A 16,820-nucleotide genomic window follows, 5' to 3' on the forward strand; every position below is an offset into this window, starting at 1 on the left:
GACAGCCAAGAGCCTCGGTCGACCCACGCGTCGACACCACATCCGGATCGACCTGGGCTTCAAAAGAGCGCCGCACTCGCGTCGAGGACGTGTGCCGGTCCGCCGACCTCCCAGACGTCGGTGTCGACGCCGACGTCGGCGACCCGCGACTCCACGGTGTCGACGTGTTCGGTGCGCGTGTTGACGTACACCGACGCGCCGGTGTCGGTCGAGAAGTAGACCGGCACGCCCTCCTCGCGGAGCGCGCGAACCGCGTTGAACACGGCAATCGTCTCGGGCTGCCAGTACACCCAGCCGGCGGGCCCCGTCATCGTCGTCGCCGTCAGCGACAGCGAGTCGTGTTCTGCGGTCCCGTAGATGCGGTCGAAGTCGCCGGCACGGAGCGCGTCGCGCATCTCGACGAGCTGGTCTTGGACGTGGGCGGTACGCGCCTGCATCATGTGGCTTGCGGCCGCCTCGCGGTGGGCCGCTTCGGTCTCCTTGTACGCGGGGACGTGGGCGGCGACGATCCGGAGGTCCGATTCGGGGTCGAAGCCGTCGTCGCCGACGCCGACGTCGAGCCGCGTCGACCGGCAATCGGCGTCGTTCAGCCCCGCCGTGAGGACCGAGTACGCGCCGGTCACGGAGCGCGCCGCCGACGAGGAGCCACGGCGGGCGACCGTCGAGACGTCCGAACGCGACAGCTCGAGGCCGGCCGCCTCGGTCAGCGCCAGGGCGGCGGCGGCGAAGCCCGACGACGACGACCCGAAGCCGATGTTCGGGGGAAACGAGTTCCGACTCTCGAGTCTGACCGCGTGGTCTATCCCGGCGAGCTCTCGCACGTGGTCGACGACCGCGTCGATGCGCTCTGCGGCGCGTCCCTCGACCGGCTCGCCGCCGATGACGTAGGTGTCCTCGCGACCGTCCGGTTCCCACTCGACGGTCGTCGTCGTCGCGGTGGGTGCGGTACAGAGGCTGATGCTGTCGTGGTACGGGAGGCGGAGCGAGGCGTCGCGCATTCCGTGGTACTTGACGAGTCCCTGTATCGGGTGGGCGCGAGCGGTGGCCTTACGGGTCATACTTCGGGAGGCGGTCGGCGGGGGATTAGTCGTTGCGATGGGCGGAGCAGGCCGGAACGCACTTGCAAGTGGCGGTACATCTTTCGATATGTCGAGTGAGACGGTGACCATCGAGGTGAAGACGTGGGAGTTTCGCGACCGCGAGCTCCCGCGGGTCCCACCGGCCGGATGGGCCGAGACGACCGACGACCTTCGAGCGGCGGTGTGTGCTGCGATCGAGTGTCGCGTCGACGGCATCGACTCCATAGCGCCGTTCTCGGGGCCCGCACGTGAGCGCGAGCGGTTCGACGCCGTCGTCACGACGGACGCCGTCGCGAGCGAGTACGTTCGCATCTGTGCGTCTCGCTCGTCACCGCCCCCCGACGCCGACGACGATCGGGACGATACCGACCGGTCGGACGAGTTCGAGACGCGGACCGAACAGTTCGACCTTGACGAGGCGCTCGAACGGCTGTGAACGCGCGCTGATACTCCCCAGCCCAGTCTGCTCGCTGGGGGCTGTTACTCGGCACGAGCCACGAGTCGTCGAGAGAGAACTCGACGCCCTCTCGGACCCGTATCAGTGATCGACGTCCTCCCCGCTGGCTGCTGAGAATCGATGAGTATTCGCTCGCAGTCGTGCGTTTCTACGGATCTCGACGCGAGGCGGTAGCCATCGGAAGCCTTTACTACCACTGTATGATATAACCTGGTGATATGCATGGCTTCGACCAGTTCAGCGACGTTGGAGAAGCAGCGGTCACCCGCGCAATCGGACAGGAGTGGTCAGAGGAGTTCATGGACTTCTCAGATACGGAGGTCATCGTCGTCGGTGGCGGTCCATCGGGGTTGATGGCCGCGACGGAGCTCTCCGAGCGCGGCGTCGAGGTGATGATCGTCGAGAAGAACAACTATCTGGGCGGCGGGTTCTGGCTCGGCGGCTTCCTCATGAACAAGGTCACGGTACGTGATCCGGCACAGGAGATTCTCACCGACCTCGACGTGGAGTACACACAGTCACGGGACAGCGAGGGGCTCTACGTCGCCAACGGGCCAGAAGCGTGCTCGGGCCTGATCAAGGCCGCGTGCGACGCCGGCGCGAAGATACAGAACATGACCGAGTTCACGGACATCGTCATCCGCGAGGACCACCGCGTCGGCGGCATCGTGATGAACTGGACGCCGGTCCACGCGCTTCCCCGCGAGATCACCTGCGTCGATCCCATCGCCGTCGAGGCGGACCTCGTCGTCGACGCGACGGGCCACGACGCGATGGCGGTGAAGAAACTCGACGAACGCGGCGTGCTGGACGCCGACGGCATCGAAGAGGGCGACACCGGCATGGACCAGACGAGCGACGACACGTACGGTGCACCCGGCCACGACTCGCCGGGCCACGACTCCATGTGGGTCACAGAGAGCGAGGACGCAGTGGTCGAGAACACCGGTCTCGCCCACGACGGCCTCGTCGTCACCGGTATGGCGACGGCGACGACCCACGGCCTTCCACGGATGGGGCCCACCTTCGGTGCGATGCTCGTCTCCGGGAAGGAGGCCGCGCAGGTCGCACTGGACGAACTCGGCGTCAGCGCCCCCGACGTGGAACTCTCGACCGGGAGTCCTGCGCCTGCTGACGACTGATCCGATACGGCCGATGCCGTCGCTGAGGCGGTCGAACGAGCGCACTCGACCGGTCGGCCGGCTCGACCGCCGAGTTCACCGCACCACCACTCTTCGGGCGATGACAACGCTTTATACGTGCCCGGCGGGTAGTCGCCACTATGACCGAGTACACCGTCGAGTTCGTCGGCACCGGCGAGACGATCGAGGTCGCCGACACCCAGACGATCCTCAACGCCTGTCTCGAGGCGGGGATCGCCCAGGAGTACTCCTGTCGCGTCGGCATGTGTCTCGCCTGCTCGGCCGAGATACTCGAGGGCGACGTCACGCAGCCGGCCGCCCGCGGACTCAGCGACGAGGAGGCAGACGACTACGCGCTCACCTGCATGGCACGCCCGCAGTCCGACCTCGAACTCGTCCGTGGTCGGTACCCGCCGAGCCTCGAGTCGCCCGGGGAGGCGAGCGGGGCGGCCCCGGCCGCAGACGACGACTAGTCCCGATCGGGTCGCGTCTGCGGCACGATACCGTCGTCCGCGTCGATCGCACTGGATCCGTCGTCGGCCGGTACACGCGTCGTCACCGCCACCGGTGCGTCGTTTGACTGGTCGTTCATCGCGTCGGTAGTCGTGGAGGCGAACGTAAAACTTTTTTGCCGATATGTGCGTGTATCACGCAACGAATTCGGAAGTATCTGTACGGTCCGATCCGTTTGTGTACAGTCACTACCGTATCGTTGGTATTGTCGCGACCGACCGACAGACGCCGTCACCCAAACGCGACCCACAGCTGTCCGGCACCGGCGGCCGCGACGAGGAGGCCCGACACCCGCACGATCCTGTCAACGCGCCCGGCAAAGACGTCGGCAGCGATCCGGTGGCCGTACGCCGCGGCGGTCGTGACGCCGAGCAGGAGCGCGCCGAACGTCGTCGCGTATCCGCCCGTCACGAAGGCGGCCTCCACCGGCGACACCGACAGCGATCGGACGACGAGCGCGACGAACAGCGGTGCCACACAGGCCGTCGCGGCGACCGCGTACCCGGCACCGAACAGCCCGAAGCCGAGCACCGTCGCCCGTCTGCGGGGGAGCGGTACCGACACCGGGCGTTCGTACCCGCGATACACGCCGAGTCCGATCGCGACGAGTACGGCACCGACGACCGCCTCGAGCGCCGGTACGACGGCCGTCAGTGACTGACCGACGACGACCGTCACGGAAGCGACGAGGGCGAAGGCGGTGAACGCGCCCATCGTCGCGGCGAGCCCGCGGAGGAGGACGCCACCGGGCGGGGGACGGCCGTCACCCGTCGCCGCGACGTAGTAGCCGACGTATCCGGGCACGAGGGCGTACGCACACGGCGAGAAGAACGCGGCGACCCCGGCACCCGCCGCGAACCCGATCAGCGAGGTCGTGCCGGTCACGCGTCCGTCCCCGTGGTCGCGGTGACCGCGGCCTCGAGCTCCGCGACCGTGTGCAGGCCGCCCGCTGCCCAGCCGAGACGACCCGCCGCGTCGAAGACGGCCGTGTACGGGACGCGCGTGGCACCGACCTGCGCTGCCAACACGAGCTCCGGATCGAGCGCGACCGGCCAGTGTCCGCCGACCGAACGCGACGGGTCGATCGCGAACTGTCCGGGCCGGCGTTCGCCGGCGAACCACCGGGCGACGAAGTCGCGCGTCACGGTCGTTCCGACCTGCTCGGTCGTCACCGACACGAGTTGCACGTCGGCCGGCAACCGCTCGGCGAGGCCCGCGAGGGTGGAGAGGTGACGAGCGCAGTCGCTACACCACGTCGCGAAGAAGTCGACGACGGCTGGCGACCCGGGGGGTGGAAGCGTCACCGTCCCGGCGTCACGTCCCGGAGCCGCTATGGTCTCGAGGGTCGTCGGTGACAGCGGGTCGTTGGCTCCGGTTCCGCGTCGCCGACGGGCGACGACCGCCCCGCCCCCGACCACGCCGAGCGATGCAACTCCAGCGAGTACGTCGCGGCGGTTCACCGCCAACTCCTCACTGGTGGAGGCCGACTCGTTCCCGTGCGGGGTCGATCCGTCTTTGGTCGGAGCCGGCCCGTCTGCGGTCTCGGCCACGTTGGCGTCTGGGAGAGCGTGCTACGTGCGATAACAGAACTTGCTCGTGGAGAAACGTAATTCCTCCTAGCGGGGTGGTACATACGACCATAGAGGGCTCGGGACCGACACGTCGAGTCGTCACAGCGGGCTCACGCGGGTCGCTCAGCCGAGGTGCGTGCTCGCCGCCGCCGCGGCCTGCCGACCACTCTCGAGTGCGCCCTGGATCGCCGACCACTCGGTGTACTCGCCGGCGAGCACGACCGGTCCCTCAGGGTCGTCGGGAGCCGGCAGGTCCTCGTAAATCCCCGGCGGCTGGGCGAACTGCGCGAAGGGGATCCGGTCGACGGCGACCGTCTCGAGCCCCTCGAAGCCGCGCTCCGGGTACCAGGCGGCGAGGGCGTCTCGGACGTCACGGCGGAGCGCGTCGTCCTCGCGGTCGAGCGGTGCGTCGCCGAGGAACGTCGCACAGAGCAGCGGCCTGTCGTCGGTGCTGTACGCCGGTGCGACCTCCGACATCGGTACCACCGCGTTCGGCGAGTCGGACGCGGCGTTGAGCAGGATCCGTCGCCCGGTCTCGAACCTCGTGCCGGCGGGGAGAGCGTACCAGCCGGTGGTCGTGGGCACTCCTGTCGTCGGAATCGACGAGCAGTCGGTGAGTCGTCTGGCCTCCGGCGGGGTCGTCGCGACGACGACCGTCGACGCGTCGAGCGCCGAGTCGTCCGCGAGCGTCACCCGAGCACCCGTCTTCGGCCCCCGAGAGCGCAGGCGGAGCCGACCGCCGGACGCCGCGGCCGACTCGACGTGTGCGACCGACTCGCCGGTCCGGAGCGTCACCCCGGCGTCGCGGGCGCGGGTCTCGAGTTGGCCGGCGATCGCCGCCATCCCGGCCGCAGGGACCGCTATCGACCCGCGGCTCATCGCCCGGAACGTGTACTCGAACACCTGCTTCGAGGTCGACAGCGACCGGTCGAGGGTGATCCCGCCGTAGAAGGGCTCGACGAAGTGCTCGACGTACGCACGCGAGAAACCCCACTCCTCGAGGTACTCGCGGATCGACGCGTCTGGTCCGGTAAAGAACGTCTCTTCGTCTCGCTTCGAGAGGTCATACCGGAGCGCGAGGGTTCGCAGCTTGTCCGAGAACGGCACCTCGTGGTTGAGCGCCGACTCGAGCGCGGCAGTGGGGTCGCGCAGCGGATCCGAGAGCACGGCGCGCGACCCCGGCCGGCAGATGGTCGCTCCGGGTGCGAACGCCTGCAGGTCGAGCGCGTCAACGTTGAGCTCGCGCGACACGGCCGGGTAGCTCGTGAACAACACCTGAAAGCCGCGGTCGAGCGTGAACCCGTCGACCGTGCGCGTGTCGACGCGCCCGCCGGTCGCGTCCGCCCGCTCGAACAGCGTCACGTCCGCGCCGGCCTCGGCGAGCCGAGCCGCCGAGACGAGCCCGGCGAGGCCGCCGCCGACGACGATGGCGTCTGTGTCCATGCGTCGGGGTTCGGTCGGCACGGATATAATGGTCGGCGAGTCGGCCTCGCCTCGTCGCGCGCGACGGCGAGAGGGAAGCGCTTAGTCGCCGCCGCCACAAGGGCGCACATGGACACGACGGAGGCGTTCGAGGGACTCGAGAGCGCGTCGTCGGGGCGCGTGTACGAGACGGCAGACCCCGCCGAACTCCCGGACGACGTGGGAGCGGTCGAACCGGCCTACGACTACGACGCCGTGGATCCGGACGCGTTGCTCACCGGAACCGCGGGTGACGGGGGTCCGACGCCCGGACACTGGCGGTACGACGCGTTGTTGCCGTTTCCGGCGTCGACGGCGGTTTCGGCGAGCGAGGGGCAGACTCCCCTCGTGTCGACGGCTCGGCTCGCCGAGGAGCTCGACGTCGCGGCCGTCTACGTCAAAGACGAGGGGCGTAATCCCACGGGAACCGTCCTCGACCGCGGCTTCTCCGTCGCGATGACCGCGGTCGCCGGCGTCGCCGAGAACCGAGACATCGAGCCGCTCGCGTGTGCCAGTCCGGGCGCCGGCGGGCAGTCGATGGCGGCGTACGCGGGCCGGGCCGACCTCCGATCGTACGCCTTCGTCCCCTCGCGGTGTCCGTTCTCCTGTAAGTCGATGACGAACGTTCACGGCGGCGACATGCGGGTCGTCGGGGGGCGGTATCCGGACGCGGTCGCCGCCGTCGACGACCAGCTCGAGACGACGTACACGGACCTGACCGCGTTCGCCACGCCGTACCGTCACGAGGGGACCAAGACGGTCGCGTTCGAGGTGGTGGCCGACCTCGGAGCGGCTCCAGACGTCGTCGTCGTCCCGACCGGGTCCGGCGAGGTCGTCACCGGGGTGTACAAGGGGTTCACCGAACTGACGCGGGTCGGCGCGATAGACGCGGTTCCGCGGGTCGTCGCCGCCCAGCCGAGTGGGTGTGCACCGGTCGCGGCGGCCGTCGAGCGAGGACTCACCGAGCCGGAGCCGTGGTCGACGCCGGACACGATCTGTGGCGAGTTGGAGGTGCCCGATCCGGCGGGCGGCCGGGCGGCTATCGAAGCGGTCACAGAGAGCGGCGGCACGGCGGTGGCTGTCGACGACGACGACATCTTGGCGAGCGCGGTCGCGGTCGCACAGAACGAGGTGATCGAGATGGGCGCGACCGGCGGGGCCGCGCCGGCCGGTGCGTGGGCGCTCGCTGAGGCCGGCGAGCTCAGCCCTGACGACACCGTCGTCCTCCTCAACAACGACGCCGGGCTCAAGACGCCAGACGTCCTCCGCAGCCACCTGATGGGTCAGGGTATCTGAGCGGTCAGGGCCGGTGCCGGGTCGCGCCGAGAAGTCCGAGTAGCACGGCGAGGACGGCGACCGGAAAGCCGAAGCCCGGCGCTGCGGCACCGGTCTCGGACGCCGTCGAATCGGCTTCTCCGTCGGCCGTGTCGGTCGACGTCCCGCCGTCGGCGCTCGGCGTCTCCTCGAACGCCGCGACCGCGTCCGCGATGGTCGTCGTCGCCTCGACGACGCTCCGCGGGGCTGGCTGGTTCATCCACTGAACCTCGACGACCACGACGCGGTCCGTCCGTCCCGCGGTCGTGCTGGCGTACGGCTCTTCGTCGAGGATCGGTGCGTCCGGGTCGGTCACCACCAGCACGTCCGGGTCCGCCTGCAAGACGACCTCGTCGGAGAGCTGCGGGTAGCCGGCGTACTCGGCAGCGACGTTCTCGAGTCCACCGACCTCCATCACCGCGGTGATGAACGTATCGCCCCCGGCGACGAAGCCGCCGCCGAGCGGATACAGTGCGGCCGGCCGGTCGATCCCCGCAGTACGGTTCCGCGTCGTGTTCACGGCCGCGCGCATCTCGGCGTTGGTGTCGGCCGCGGCCGCACAGGCGCCGACGAGTCGCCCGGTCGTCGTCGTCTTGTCGGCGATGTCCGCGATACTCGTCGCCGCGGGGAAGTGGTACACGGTGAGTCCGGCCTCACGGAGCGACTCGACCTGATCGGCGGAGGCGTTCGGTGCCATCACGAGATCCGGGTCCGCTCCGACCACTCGCTCGACGCTGACGCCGAGGCCCGCCGCGGAGACGTTCGTCCGGCGCGCTGTACCCTCGAGGTACGAAGCGTACTGAGTGACGCCGACGACGCGGTCGCGCGCACCGAGCTCCCACAGGGTCTGTGCGGCCGACGGGTTCGTCGTGACGATGCGCTCTGGAGGCGACTCGAGCGTCACGGTCCGGCCCGTCGCGTCCGTCGTCGACAGCGGGAACGAACAGGTCCCATCGTCGGTGTCGGTCTGTGGCACAGGAGCCGCCGATTGCGACGTCACCCCGGGTGACCGGTCGCCGGCTCCGGTCGGGTCGTCGGCTGCCGCCATCCCGACGGCACCGCCGACGAGGGCGACCACCACGAGCACGCCGGCGACGACCGCACGTTGGGTTCGCATCGGATCACCGAGGCGGCCGTGTCAATAAGTATTTACCTACTACAAGCGGTGTTGGATACCGAATGCGCGTCCGTCGTCGTGCGACCCTGTGGTCGCTCGCGCTCTCCGTCATACTCGCCGTCGCGGTGACGGTGAGCGCTGGCGTCGGACCCGTACGGATTCCACCGGCGACGGTCCTGCGAGTCGTCGCGAACGCGGTCGCGATCCCGGCCGGCGTCGAGTTTGGGACCGCCGGGGCCGGTCCGTTGGCGCTGCCACGGCTCGGCGTGGTGTATCAGTCGCCGTTCGCGTTCCCCGTCGACGACACACACCGTCGCATCGTCGTGTTGGTCCGGCTGCCGCGCATCCTGCTCGCAGCGCTCGTCGGCTTCGCGCTGGCAGCCGCCGGCACCGTGATGCAGGGGTTCTTCCGGAACCCGATGGCAGACCCCTCGATCATCGGCGTCTCGTCGGGTGCGGCGGCCGGCGCGGTCGCGTTCATCGTCTCGCCGGTCGCGCTCGTCGGAACGCTCTGGATACCGGGAGTCGGCGCGGTCGACGTCAACCTCTCACACGGCGCGGGGGTCAGCCTGTTCGCCTTCGCCGGTGCCCTCGTGGCCGCGTTCGGCGTGTACGCCATCGCGACCCGCCGGGGACGGACGCCGGTCGCGACGCTGCTCCTGGCGGGTGTGGCGGTCCAGACGTTTCTTGGCGCCGTCATCTCGTACCTCCAGCTGCAGGCGGGCGAGTCGCTCCGGCGGATCGTCGCCTGGCTGATGGGCCACCTCTCCGGTGCGACCTGGAGTGAGGTGCTCGTCGTCGGACTCGTCGTGCCGCCGTTGTTCGTCGTGCTCCTCGGGTACACCCGCGAGCTGAACGTCATGCTCCTCGGCGAGTCGGAGGCGCAGGGGCTCGGCGTCGACGTCGAGCGAACCAAGCGGGTGTTGCTCGCCGCGAGCGCGTTGGTGACGGCCGCCGGCGTCGCCTTCGCCGGGATCGTCGGCTTCGTCGGGCTCGTCGTCCCACACATGCTCCGGCTCGTCGTCGGGCCGGACCACCGGGTGTTGCTCCCGACGGCCGCACTCGCCGGCGGGACGTTTCTCGTCGCGGCCGATACAGTCGCCCGCGCCGGCGCGACCGAACTTCCGGTCGGCGTCGTCACCGCCGCCGTCGGGGCACCGTTCTTCGTCTACCTGCTCGACCGTCGCGAGGTGTACGAGCTGTGAGCGACGAGGTGTCAGCCACGGACGACGGTGCCAACGACGAGGCCGACGCGGAGCACCCCGTCGTCGTCCGCGACCTCGCGGTCTCGTACGGCGACGGCACCGTCGTCGAGGGGGTCGACCTGACGCTCGAGGCCGGCTCACTCGTCGGACTCGTCGGCCCGAACGGTGCCGGGAAGACGACCGTCTTGCGGGCGATACGGGGAGTCGTCGAGCGAGACGCGGGCTCGGTTCGACTCGACGGTGCACCCCTCGAGACGCTCTCGGCGCGCGCCGTCGGCCGTCGCGTCGCGAGTGTCCCCCAGGAGACGGGACTCTCGTTCGCGTTCACCGTGCGAGCGGTCGTCGAGATGGGACGGACCCCACACCGCGGGCGGTTCGAGGGGCCGGACGCGAGTGACGCCGACGCGGTCGAGAACGCGCTGGCGCGCACGAGGACGACGGCGTTCGCCGACCGACCGATAACCGAGCTGTCCGGCGGGGAGCGAAGTCGTGTACTCCTCGCACGCGCGCTCGCACAAGAGACGCCGGCACTGCTGCTCGACGAGCCGACGGCGAGCCTCGACGTGAACCACGCGGTGGAGACGATGGCTCTCATCCGGCGACTCGTCGACGACGGGCGCGCCGCGATCGCCGCGATCCACGACCTCGAGATGGCGGCCCGATACTGCGACCGGGTCGTGGTGCTCGCGAACGGCCGCGTCCGGGCGGCCGGCCCACCCGATGCCGTGCTCGATGCGGACACCGTCCACGAGGCGTTCGACGCCGAGGCGTTCGTCGGCCGCGCCCCTGCAACCGGCGGGCGAGCGGTGACCGCGTACCCGTCAACGGACGCCGCCGCCCATCGGGTTCACGTCGCCGGCGTCGGACCCGAGACGGCCCGGATCGTGGCGCGACTCGGCGCGGCCGGACACGACCTCTCGGTCGGCGTCGTCCCCGCCGGCGATGCCGCCGCACTCGCCGCCGCCGACGTCGATGCGACGGTCGTCTCGGTCCCGCCGTTCGCCGACGTGGACGAGTCGGCGCAGGCGACGGCGGTGGAACTCGCCGAATGCGCGGCCGTCGTCGTCGCAGTCACGGACGGCTCGGGGACGCTCACGGGTGCGATTCGCGAACGCGCGGACCTCGTGGTCGACACGGCGGACCCGCCGACCGACGAGACGCTCCTCGCGCGCGTCGCTGCGGCCGCTGGCTCGGACGCGTGAACCGCGGCGTGGTCGGCGCAGTCGACACCGCGACGACTTCCCGGAACGGATCGCCGCGGTCACACCCCGAGGCGGTCGAAGCGTCACGCTTTATCGCTCCGACCGTCTTCGTTCACCGATGACCGTTCCCTGCGTCGCGGTCGCGCGCGAGCGCGGCGAGGCCGTCCGGGCGCGACTCGCCGAGGCCGACGTGCTCGACGGGGACCACCAGATCGTCGTCGACGACGGGACGATCTACCTGCCGGTCACGGACCCGGCCGGACTCCCGGACCGCCTCGCCGATCGGGTCGTCGAGCGCGACGTCGCGGCACGAGACCGCCAGCGAACGCCCGCCGACGTGCTCGGCTTCGAGCCGTCGCTGGAGCGACTCGGTGACATCGTCATCGTCGACGAAGACGACCCATCGCGTGCGCGAGCCATCGCCGATGCGGTGATGGCCTCCGACCTCTCGTGTACGACCGTGCTCGACCGAGCGTCGCCGATCGAAGGCGCCCACCGCGTCCGCGAGTGGGACGTGCTCGCGGGCGAGGACACCGAAACCGTCCACCGTGAGTACGGCCACGCGTTCGCGCTCGACGTGGCGCGGGTGTACTTCTCACCGCGGCTCGCCACCGAGCGACACCGGGTGACGACGCAGGTGTCCGCCGGCGAGTGCGTGGTCGACATGTTCGCCGGCGTCGGGCCGTACGCGATCCCGATGGCCGACCGCGGGGCCGACGTCGTCGCCTGTGACGTGAACGAGGTCGCGGTGGCGTACCTCCGAGAGAACGCGGCTCGAAACGGCGTCGAAGACCGCGTGACGACGGTCGTCGGCGACGTTCGTGCGACGACCGACGCGTACGCGGACACCGCCGACCGCCTCGTGATGAACCTCCCGCACTCGGCCGACGACTTCCTCGAGACGGCCGTGTCGCTCGCGAGCGACGAGTGCGTGCTCCACTACTACGACATTCAACACGACGCCGACCCCTTCGGACCGGGTCGACGAGCGATCCAGGAGGCGGCCGGTTCGACGTACGACGTGTCCGTCGAAACCGAACGGGTCGTCCGGTCGTACGCCCCACACGAAGAGAACGTCTGTCTCGACGTTCGGCTGACGCGGCGGTGAACGCGGCCGCACGACGAACCATCGAAACCGTGACAAATTATATGATGGTAGAGCGCGAATCGACGCTTGCATGAGTGCCGACGACACCCCCGAGGCGCGAATCGAAGAGACGACGAGCTGGCCCGACCTGGCGATCAGCCTGTACGACCGGCTGACCGGTCGAAACGCGGAGATCATCTACGAGTTCGACGACATGAACGTCGAGGTGCCAAGCGGGACCGGCGACGACGCAGAACACGCGCACTGGCGGCTCGACGGGACCGTGCGAGTCACCACCCGTGAACAAGAGTGAGGCGCCGCTGAGCGTCGTCACCGACGACCTGTCGCTGGCCGTCGACGGCACCGAGTTCGACGTGCGGTCGACCGGTGATCGGCTCTTCGTGGAGGTGCCGACGGTTCGGGCGGCCGTGCGGCTCGCCCGGTCGCTGGCGAGTGAGGTGGACGCGGCCGGGCCGACCCGACTCCTCGTCGCGACGGACCTCAGCGTGGAGGTGCGCGTCAGAGGGCGAACCGTCGCCGTGCTCGGCTCGACCGCCCGGCCCGGTCCGGTGGCCCGGTGGCTCGACGTCGCTCCGGCCGAGCCGCGGGTCGCTGGCGTCCTCGGCGCCGGGTGGGACGGACTCTCGGCCGCCGTCGACACGGCGCGTCGAGTCGTCAGGTAGCGACTCACCGGATCGGTCGGGCCGCGGCGACCGACCACGACCGCGTTTTTTGCCGTCGTCCGTGGACGGCCGCGCCGCTCACGATGTGTCGCTCGCCGCAAGTGGGGTCGTCGTCCCCGGAGAGAGGCGGGGACGAACGCGTGTGCCCGGTACATGACAAGGATCCACAGCCGTGGACCGTCGGGGCCAGAGGCGACCTCGCGCTTGGCACGTCGGAGACGTCCGTCACACGTCGGCTGTGCTGACAGTGGAAGCCCGCGGCCGACGACCGGTGGGGTCGATCGCCGGCGCGGTCGTACCGCCCGACACGGGCACCGGTCGGGCAGACACCGTCGTGAAACCGTCCTCGAAACCGTGGCATGCGATCGGTGTCGTACGGCATACGCTCGAATTTCACACACATATTTAGCTGTTGTCCTTATACGTGATCCAATAATCGAGAGGATACTATCCGTTTCGTTCGTTCTCGTCGACGACCTCGATCCGGACGTCGGGCGGTCCACCCCGCGACGACGTCGGCCCCGTTCCGGAACCCTTATTTTCGTCTTCGGGGTATATTCGGTCGCGCGCCGGGGTAGCTCAGCTGGCAGAGCGATTCCTTCGTAAGGAATAGGTCGAGGGTTCAAATCCCTCCTCCGGCTCTTTTATCCGAACGACGTCAACTCAACCGGCCGTAGAAAACGCCCAATCGAGGAGTCGACGACGCCAGCTTGGTACGTGGCGCGCGCCTCGCGGGCCGCCGAAGGCGGGCTCGCGAGCGCGTGCGAGGGATGAGTGAGGGAGCGAAGCGACCGAGCGAATCGGCTGGGGAGGGTGTGGCGGTAACTGGTGTCCGGCTATCGCAGAGTCGTCTCGGTCACACAGCTACCGTCACACGCGTATTGGGGAGGGCGTGGCCTAGATGCTGTCCGTGTGCCGTGCGGTCATCTCACTCACACAGTCACGCTCACACGTGTATTGGGGAGGGCGTGGCAGTAAGTGGTACCCGGCGGTCGCACAGTCGTCCGACCCCCACAGCCACTACCGCGCGCACGACGCCGCTGCCTGCTCGAACGCAAGCCCGCGCGTGTCCTCGTCGGATCCAGCCATGTACCCGGCAGTACTCGGTCGTAATATAAACCCTCGCCGCCGATCCGACGAACGTGCGGTGTGTGACGACGACACGCCCACGTCCGCCGGCGATGATCGAACGTACACCGCTGCTCCGAGAGACGATCGATCAATATTAAGAATATAACGGCGGTCGTTATTACTTCAGAAGCGGTATCGGCGACGTATGCGTCCAACGTGTGAGACAGACGGCCGAACGGTGTACGAGTGTGTAGATTGTGGTGACCGAGCCGAGTCTCCGGGGCGGTGTGAGTGTGGCGGCGAGCTGTGGAACCTCAGTCAGTCGCGAGACCTGTGAGGGTGCGACAGCCCGCCCGACTCGCGCCAGGGTGCTCATCACGGTCCTGCGTCTGCTGTGTCGTCGCCTCCAGCGTCGGGCGGCGAGAGTCCGTTCTCTCGGCCGAGCCTACATCCGTCTAGGCTCCCGTCGTCCCGGAGCCCCGTGGCTGGTCTCCGTCGCCGTCCACTCGAGCTCCGCTGCGACTGCGCCCGTTTCATCGTGGCTACCTCCGCCCGAATCCGTGCGGTCCGTGTCGCGCAGGTCCCGGGATCGAGCGTGCCGTTCGCTCGACGGGGACATACTTCGGCGGCCGCGACGCGAGTTGCGCCGATCGTGGCCCGGTATCGGCGGACGTGCCCGACGTGGTGACGACCGACCGTCGGCTCAGTACGACTTCGCGAAGTACGCGGTTCGCTCTGCGGGGGCGTCACACACGGCACACGTCTCGTCGTGATCGTCGGTCACGAGCGGGTCGTCGGACTCGAACGGCACCATGACGATCTCGGCGGCCATCGGTTCTTTGATCGGTTCTTCACACGCTTCGTCGCCACACCACGGCGTCTTCACGTACCCGCCGTGTCGACCGAGCGTGCCGAGGATCGCCGCGCGGTCGTCGGCTTCGCGGACGGCCCCGTCGAGCGTCTCCTCGGCGGCCGCGTACAGCTTCGCGTACACCGCTTCTAGGTGCGACTCGACCGCGGCCTCGACGTCTGCGCGGGCCTCGACGGTCCGCTCACCGTCCGGGCGGTGGACGACGGTGAGCTCCTCGTCCGTGACCTCGTTCGGCCCGATCTCGACCCGGAGCGGAATGCCGTTGAGTTCGTGTTCGTTGAATTTGAACCCGGGGTTCCGCTCGTCGCGGTCGTCGAGGTCGACGCGGATGCCGGCGTCTTCGAGGGCAGCGGTGATAGCCTCGGCGTACGCGTGGACCTCGGCCTTCGTGTCCTCCTGCCAGATGGGGACGACGACGACCTGTGTCGGCGCCACCGTCGGCGGCAAGACGAGCCCCTGTTCGTCTGCGTGGGTCATTATCAGCGCGCCGAGCGCGCGCCAGGAGAGCCCCCACGACGTGGTGTGGGCGGTTCGGTCGGTCTCGTCCGTGTCCACGTACGTGATGTCGAACGCCTCCGCGAACGACTGCCCGAGGTGGTGTGAGGTCGCGCCCTGCACCGACTTCCCGTCGGGCATGAGCGCCTCGACCGTCGTCGTCGTCTCTGCGCCCGGGAACGCGTCGTGGTCGGGCTTCTGGCCGCGGAGTACGGGAATCGCGAGGCAGTCTTCGTACACCGACTCGTACTGGTCGAGCCGCATCAGCGTCTCGCTCCACGCGTCTTCAGCAGACGCGTGGGCCGTGTGGCCCTCCTGCCAGAGGAACTCTTTCGTGCGGAAGAACGGCTTCGTCTCCGTGGCCTCCCATCGGACGACCGAGCACCACTGGTTCACCCGCAGCGGCAGGTCGCGGTGGCTCCGGACCCACTGTGAGATGTACGGCGTGATGATCGACTCGGAGGTCGGCCGCACCGCGAGTCGTTCGTCGAGTGCGGCGGTCCCCGCCTCCGTCACCCACGCTACTTCTGGGTCGAATCCCTCGACGATGTCCTTTTCGCGCTCGAGGTACGACTCCGGAATGAACAACGGAAAGTACGCGTTCTGTACCCCCGTCGATTTGAACTTCGCGTCGAGGAAGGCTTGAAGCCGCTCCCAGACCGCGTACGCCCGCGGACGGGTGACGATGAATCCGCTCATGCCTTCGGGACCGTAGTCTGCGAGTCCCGCCTTTTGGACGACCTCGGCGTACCACTCCCCGGTGTTGTGCGATTTGGACTCGGTGATCCCGAGCTCTTGATCGTCGTCGCTCATTGTCCTTCAAAGCGAGAGTCGCGGGCTTAAAACGTCCGAAGGCGCGCGTCGACCCACCACACGGCTGCCGAGCCACACACCGAGTCATGCGCACATCGAGCCACATACCGAGTCACGCGCACATCGAGTCACATACCGAGTCACGCGCACATCGAGTCACGCGCCGACAGTGGACCACGGCCGACATACGGCGTGTTCCCCCGAGCCGACGCTGCGACCAGCGACAGCGACCGACGGCGCCGCTATCCGGTCCGTCCACGGGGCGCGCGCCTCGCGGGGCCGCCGCAGGCGGCCTCGCGAGCGCGTGCGAGGGATGAGCGAGGGAGCGACGCGACCGAGCGAATCGGCTGGGGAGGGTGTGGCTGAAACTTGTGTCCGGCGGTCGCGCGGTCGTCTCTGTCACACAGCCGCCAACGACGTATGCGAGTGAATCGGCCCGGGAGGGTGTGGCTGAAACTCGTGTCCGGGTGCCGTGGGTCGTCTCGGTCACACAGCCACCAACGACGTATGCGCGCGAATCGGCCCGGGAGGGTGTGGGGCTGAACGGAGCGTCCGGAAGTCGCGCGGTCGTCTCGGTCACACGGCCACTATCACACGCGCAGGGAGTGGGTGCGGCCACGTGGTGTCCGGGTACCGTGGAGCCGGCTCGATCACACAGGCGCCATGATCGCACAGGGTCGGTGCGCAAAGATGCGACGGGCGTAGGCACCGCATTACTAAAATCCGATCGCCACAATGC

At 69.0% G+C, this 16,820-nt stretch carries 17 protein-coding genes and 1 tRNA gene; 11 read left to right on the forward strand and 7 right to left on the reverse strand.

Annotated features, from left to right (window positions below; translation table 11 throughout):
- Positions 1-59: 59 nt before the first annotated feature.
- A complete protein-coding gene (gene mvaD, locus ACNTAO_RS02225; RefSeq protein ID WP_435160314.1) occupies positions 60-1,058 on the reverse strand; it encodes a phosphomevalonate decarboxylase MvaD in 999 nt (332 codons plus the stop codon).
- A gap of 88 nt (positions 1,059-1,146) precedes the next feature.
- Between mvaD and ACNTAO_RS02230 the strand changes: the two genes are divergently transcribed.
- The 3 genes from ACNTAO_RS02230 to ACNTAO_RS02240 all read left to right on the forward strand — a co-directional run bounded on the left by ACNTAO_RS02230 (position 1,147) and on the right by ACNTAO_RS02240 (position 3,151).
- Positions 1,147-1,515 carry a hypothetical protein gene (locus ACNTAO_RS02230; protein WP_435160315.1) on the forward strand — a complete coding sequence of 123 codons (369 nt, stop codon included), beginning with the start codon at positions 1,147-1,149 and terminating at the stop codon, positions 1,513-1,515.
- A gap of 239 nt (positions 1,516-1,754) precedes the next feature.
- The gene (locus tag ACNTAO_RS02235) at positions 1,755-2,678 is read left to right on the forward strand and encodes a sulfide-dependent adenosine diphosphate thiazole synthase (RefSeq protein WP_435160316.1); all 924 of its coding nucleotides are present in this window, start codon (positions 1,755-1,757) and stop codon (positions 2,676-2,678) included.
- Positions 2,679-2,818: 140 nt separating this feature from the next.
- Entirely contained in the window at positions 2,819-3,151 is a 333-nt protein-coding gene (locus tag ACNTAO_RS02240; RefSeq protein WP_435160317.1) for a 2Fe-2S iron-sulfur cluster-binding protein, read from the forward strand.
- Here ACNTAO_RS02240 and ACNTAO_RS02245 read toward each other — a convergent pair.
- The 4 genes from ACNTAO_RS02245 to ACNTAO_RS02260 form a co-directional block, all read right to left on the reverse strand.
- A complete protein-coding gene (locus tag ACNTAO_RS02245; RefSeq protein ID WP_435160318.1) occupies positions 3,148-3,270 on the reverse strand; it encodes a hypothetical protein in 123 nt (40 codons plus the stop codon). The two genes, ACNTAO_RS02240 and ACNTAO_RS02245, sit on opposite strands and share 4 nt — an antisense overlap.
- A 152-nt stretch (positions 3,271-3,422) precedes the next feature.
- Positions 3,423-4,076, reverse strand: coding sequence for a cytochrome c biogenesis CcdA family protein (locus ACNTAO_RS02250; protein WP_435160319.1), 654 nt, complete (start codon positions 4,074-4,076; stop codon positions 3,423-3,425).
- Positions 4,073-4,741: a TlpA family protein disulfide reductase gene (locus ACNTAO_RS02255; protein ID WP_435160320.1), complete on the reverse strand. Its 669-nt coding sequence runs from the start codon at positions 4,739-4,741 to the stop codon at positions 4,073-4,075. Before ACNTAO_RS02255 ends, ACNTAO_RS02250 begins: the two co-directional genes overlap by 4 nt.
- A 144-nt stretch (positions 4,742-4,885) precedes the next feature.
- Positions 4,886-6,205 (reverse strand): NAD(P)/FAD-dependent oxidoreductase, encoded by a 1,320-nt coding sequence (locus ACNTAO_RS02260; RefSeq protein ID WP_435160321.1) that lies wholly within the window; start codon positions 6,203-6,205, stop codon positions 4,886-4,888.
- 108 nt (positions 6,206-6,313) lie between these two features.
- Here ACNTAO_RS02260 and ACNTAO_RS02265 point away from each other — a divergent pair, with 108 nt between their 5' ends.
- Positions 6,314-7,519, forward strand: coding sequence for a threonine synthase (locus ACNTAO_RS02265; RefSeq protein WP_435160322.1), 1,206 nt, complete (start codon positions 6,314-6,316; stop codon positions 7,517-7,519).
- 4 nt (positions 7,520-7,523) lie between these two features.
- On the opposite strand, the gene ACNTAO_RS02270 is transcribed toward ACNTAO_RS02265, so the two are convergent.
- On the reverse strand, positions 7,524-8,654 hold the full coding sequence (locus ACNTAO_RS02270; RefSeq protein WP_435160323.1) for a PGF-CTERM-anchored ABC transporter substrate-binding protein: 1,131 nt from the start codon (positions 8,652-8,654) through the stop codon (positions 7,524-7,526).
- Between the two features lie 62 nt (positions 8,655-8,716).
- Here ACNTAO_RS02270 and btuC point away from each other — a divergent pair, with 62 nt between their 5' ends.
- The 7 genes from btuC (at position 8,717) to ACNTAO_RS02305 (ending at position 14,239) form a co-directional block, all read left to right on the forward strand.
- Positions 8,717-9,859, forward strand: coding sequence for a vitamin B12 ABC transporter permease BtuC (gene btuC / locus ACNTAO_RS02275; protein WP_435160324.1), 1,143 nt, complete (start codon positions 8,717-8,719; stop codon positions 9,857-9,859).
- Positions 9,856-11,061, forward strand: a complete 1,206-nt coding sequence (locus ACNTAO_RS02280; protein ID WP_435160325.1) for an ATP-binding cassette domain-containing protein — start codon at positions 9,856-9,858, stop codon at positions 11,059-11,061. Before btuC ends, ACNTAO_RS02280 begins: the two co-directional genes overlap by 4 nt.
- 118 nt (positions 11,062-11,179) lie before the next feature.
- The gene (locus ACNTAO_RS02285; protein ID WP_435160326.1) at positions 11,180-12,169 is read left to right on the forward strand and encodes a class I SAM-dependent methyltransferase; all 990 of its coding nucleotides are present in this window, start codon (positions 11,180-11,182) and stop codon (positions 12,167-12,169) included.
- A gap of 70 nt (positions 12,170-12,239) precedes the next feature.
- The gene (locus ACNTAO_RS02290; RefSeq protein ID WP_435160327.1) at positions 12,240-12,461 is read left to right on the forward strand and encodes a hypothetical protein; all 222 of its coding nucleotides are present in this window, start codon (positions 12,240-12,242) and stop codon (positions 12,459-12,461) included.
- Positions 12,448-12,831, forward strand: a complete 384-nt coding sequence (locus tag ACNTAO_RS02295) for a peptide ABC transporter ATP-binding protein (RefSeq protein ID WP_435160328.1) — start codon at positions 12,448-12,450, stop codon at positions 12,829-12,831. The genes ACNTAO_RS02290 and ACNTAO_RS02295 overlap by 14 nt, the downstream gene beginning before the upstream one ends.
- Positions 12,832-13,399: 568 nt before the next feature.
- Positions 13,400-13,472: transfer RNA gene (locus ACNTAO_RS02300), tRNA-Thr, on the forward strand.
- A gap of 635 nt (positions 13,473-14,107) precedes the next feature.
- Entirely contained in the window at positions 14,108-14,239 is a 132-nt protein-coding gene (locus ACNTAO_RS02305; protein ID WP_435160329.1) for a rubrerythrin-like domain-containing protein, read from the forward strand.
- Between the two features lie 366 nt (positions 14,240-14,605).
- Here the strand turns inward: ACNTAO_RS02305 and proS are convergent, their stop codons facing one another.
- The gene (proS, locus tag ACNTAO_RS02310) at positions 14,606-16,081 is read right to left on the reverse strand and encodes a proline--tRNA ligase (protein WP_435160330.1); all 1,476 of its coding nucleotides are present in this window, start codon (positions 16,079-16,081) and stop codon (positions 14,606-14,608) included.
- Between the last annotated feature and the right edge of the window lie 739 nt (positions 16,082-16,820).

Source organism: Halorubrum zhoui (genome assembly GCF_051194155.1).
Lineage (GTDB): Archaea > Halobacteriota > Halobacteria > Halobacteriales > Haloferacaceae > Halorubrum.

What these genes read in the sequence shown, in the direction of transcription:
- btuC (WP_435160324.1), top strand. Translation starts at nt 8,717, where the DNA reads ATGCGCGTCCGTCGTCGTGCGACCCTGTGGTCGCTCGCGCTCTCCGTC.
- ACNTAO_RS02270 (WP_435160323.1), bottom strand. Translation starts at nt 8,654, where the DNA reads ATGCGAACCCAACGTGCGGTCGTCGCCGGCGTGCTCGTGGTGGTCGCC.
- ACNTAO_RS02230 (WP_435160315.1), top strand. Translation starts at nt 1,147, where the DNA reads ATGTCGAGTGAGACGGTGACCATCGAGGTGAAGACGTGGGAGTTTCGC.
- ACNTAO_RS02265 (WP_435160322.1), top strand. Translation starts at nt 6,314, where the DNA reads ATGGACACGACGGAGGCGTTCGAGGGACTCGAGAGCGCGTCGTCGGGG.
- ACNTAO_RS02285 (WP_435160326.1), top strand. Translation starts at nt 11,180, where the DNA reads ATGACCGTTCCCTGCGTCGCGGTCGCGCGCGAGCGCGGCGAGGCCGTC.
- ACNTAO_RS02240 (WP_435160317.1), top strand. Translation starts at nt 2,819, where the DNA reads ATGACCGAGTACACCGTCGAGTTCGTCGGCACCGGCGAGACGATCGAG.
- ACNTAO_RS02260 (WP_435160321.1), bottom strand. Translation starts at nt 6,205, where the DNA reads ATGGACACAGACGCCATCGTCGTCGGCGGCGGCCTCGCCGGGCTCGTC.
- proS (WP_435160330.1), bottom strand. Translation starts at nt 16,081, where the DNA reads ATGAGCGACGACGATCAAGAGCTCGGGATCACCGAGTCCAAATCGCAC.
- ACNTAO_RS02290 (WP_435160327.1), top strand. Translation starts at nt 12,240, where the DNA reads ATGAGTGCCGACGACACCCCCGAGGCGCGAATCGAAGAGACGACGAGC.
- ACNTAO_RS02305 (WP_435160329.1), top strand. Translation starts at nt 14,108, where the DNA reads ATGCGTCCAACGTGTGAGACAGACGGCCGAACGGTGTACGAGTGTGTA.
- ACNTAO_RS02245 (WP_435160318.1), bottom strand. Translation starts at nt 3,270, where the DNA reads ATGAACGACCAGTCAAACGACGCACCGGTGGCGGTGACGACGCGTGTA.
- mvaD (WP_435160314.1), bottom strand. Translation starts at nt 1,058, where the DNA reads ATGACCCGTAAGGCCACCGCTCGCGCCCACCCGATACAGGGACTCGTC.
- ACNTAO_RS02235 (WP_435160316.1), top strand. Translation starts at nt 1,755, where the DNA reads ATGCATGGCTTCGACCAGTTCAGCGACGTTGGAGAAGCAGCGGTCACC.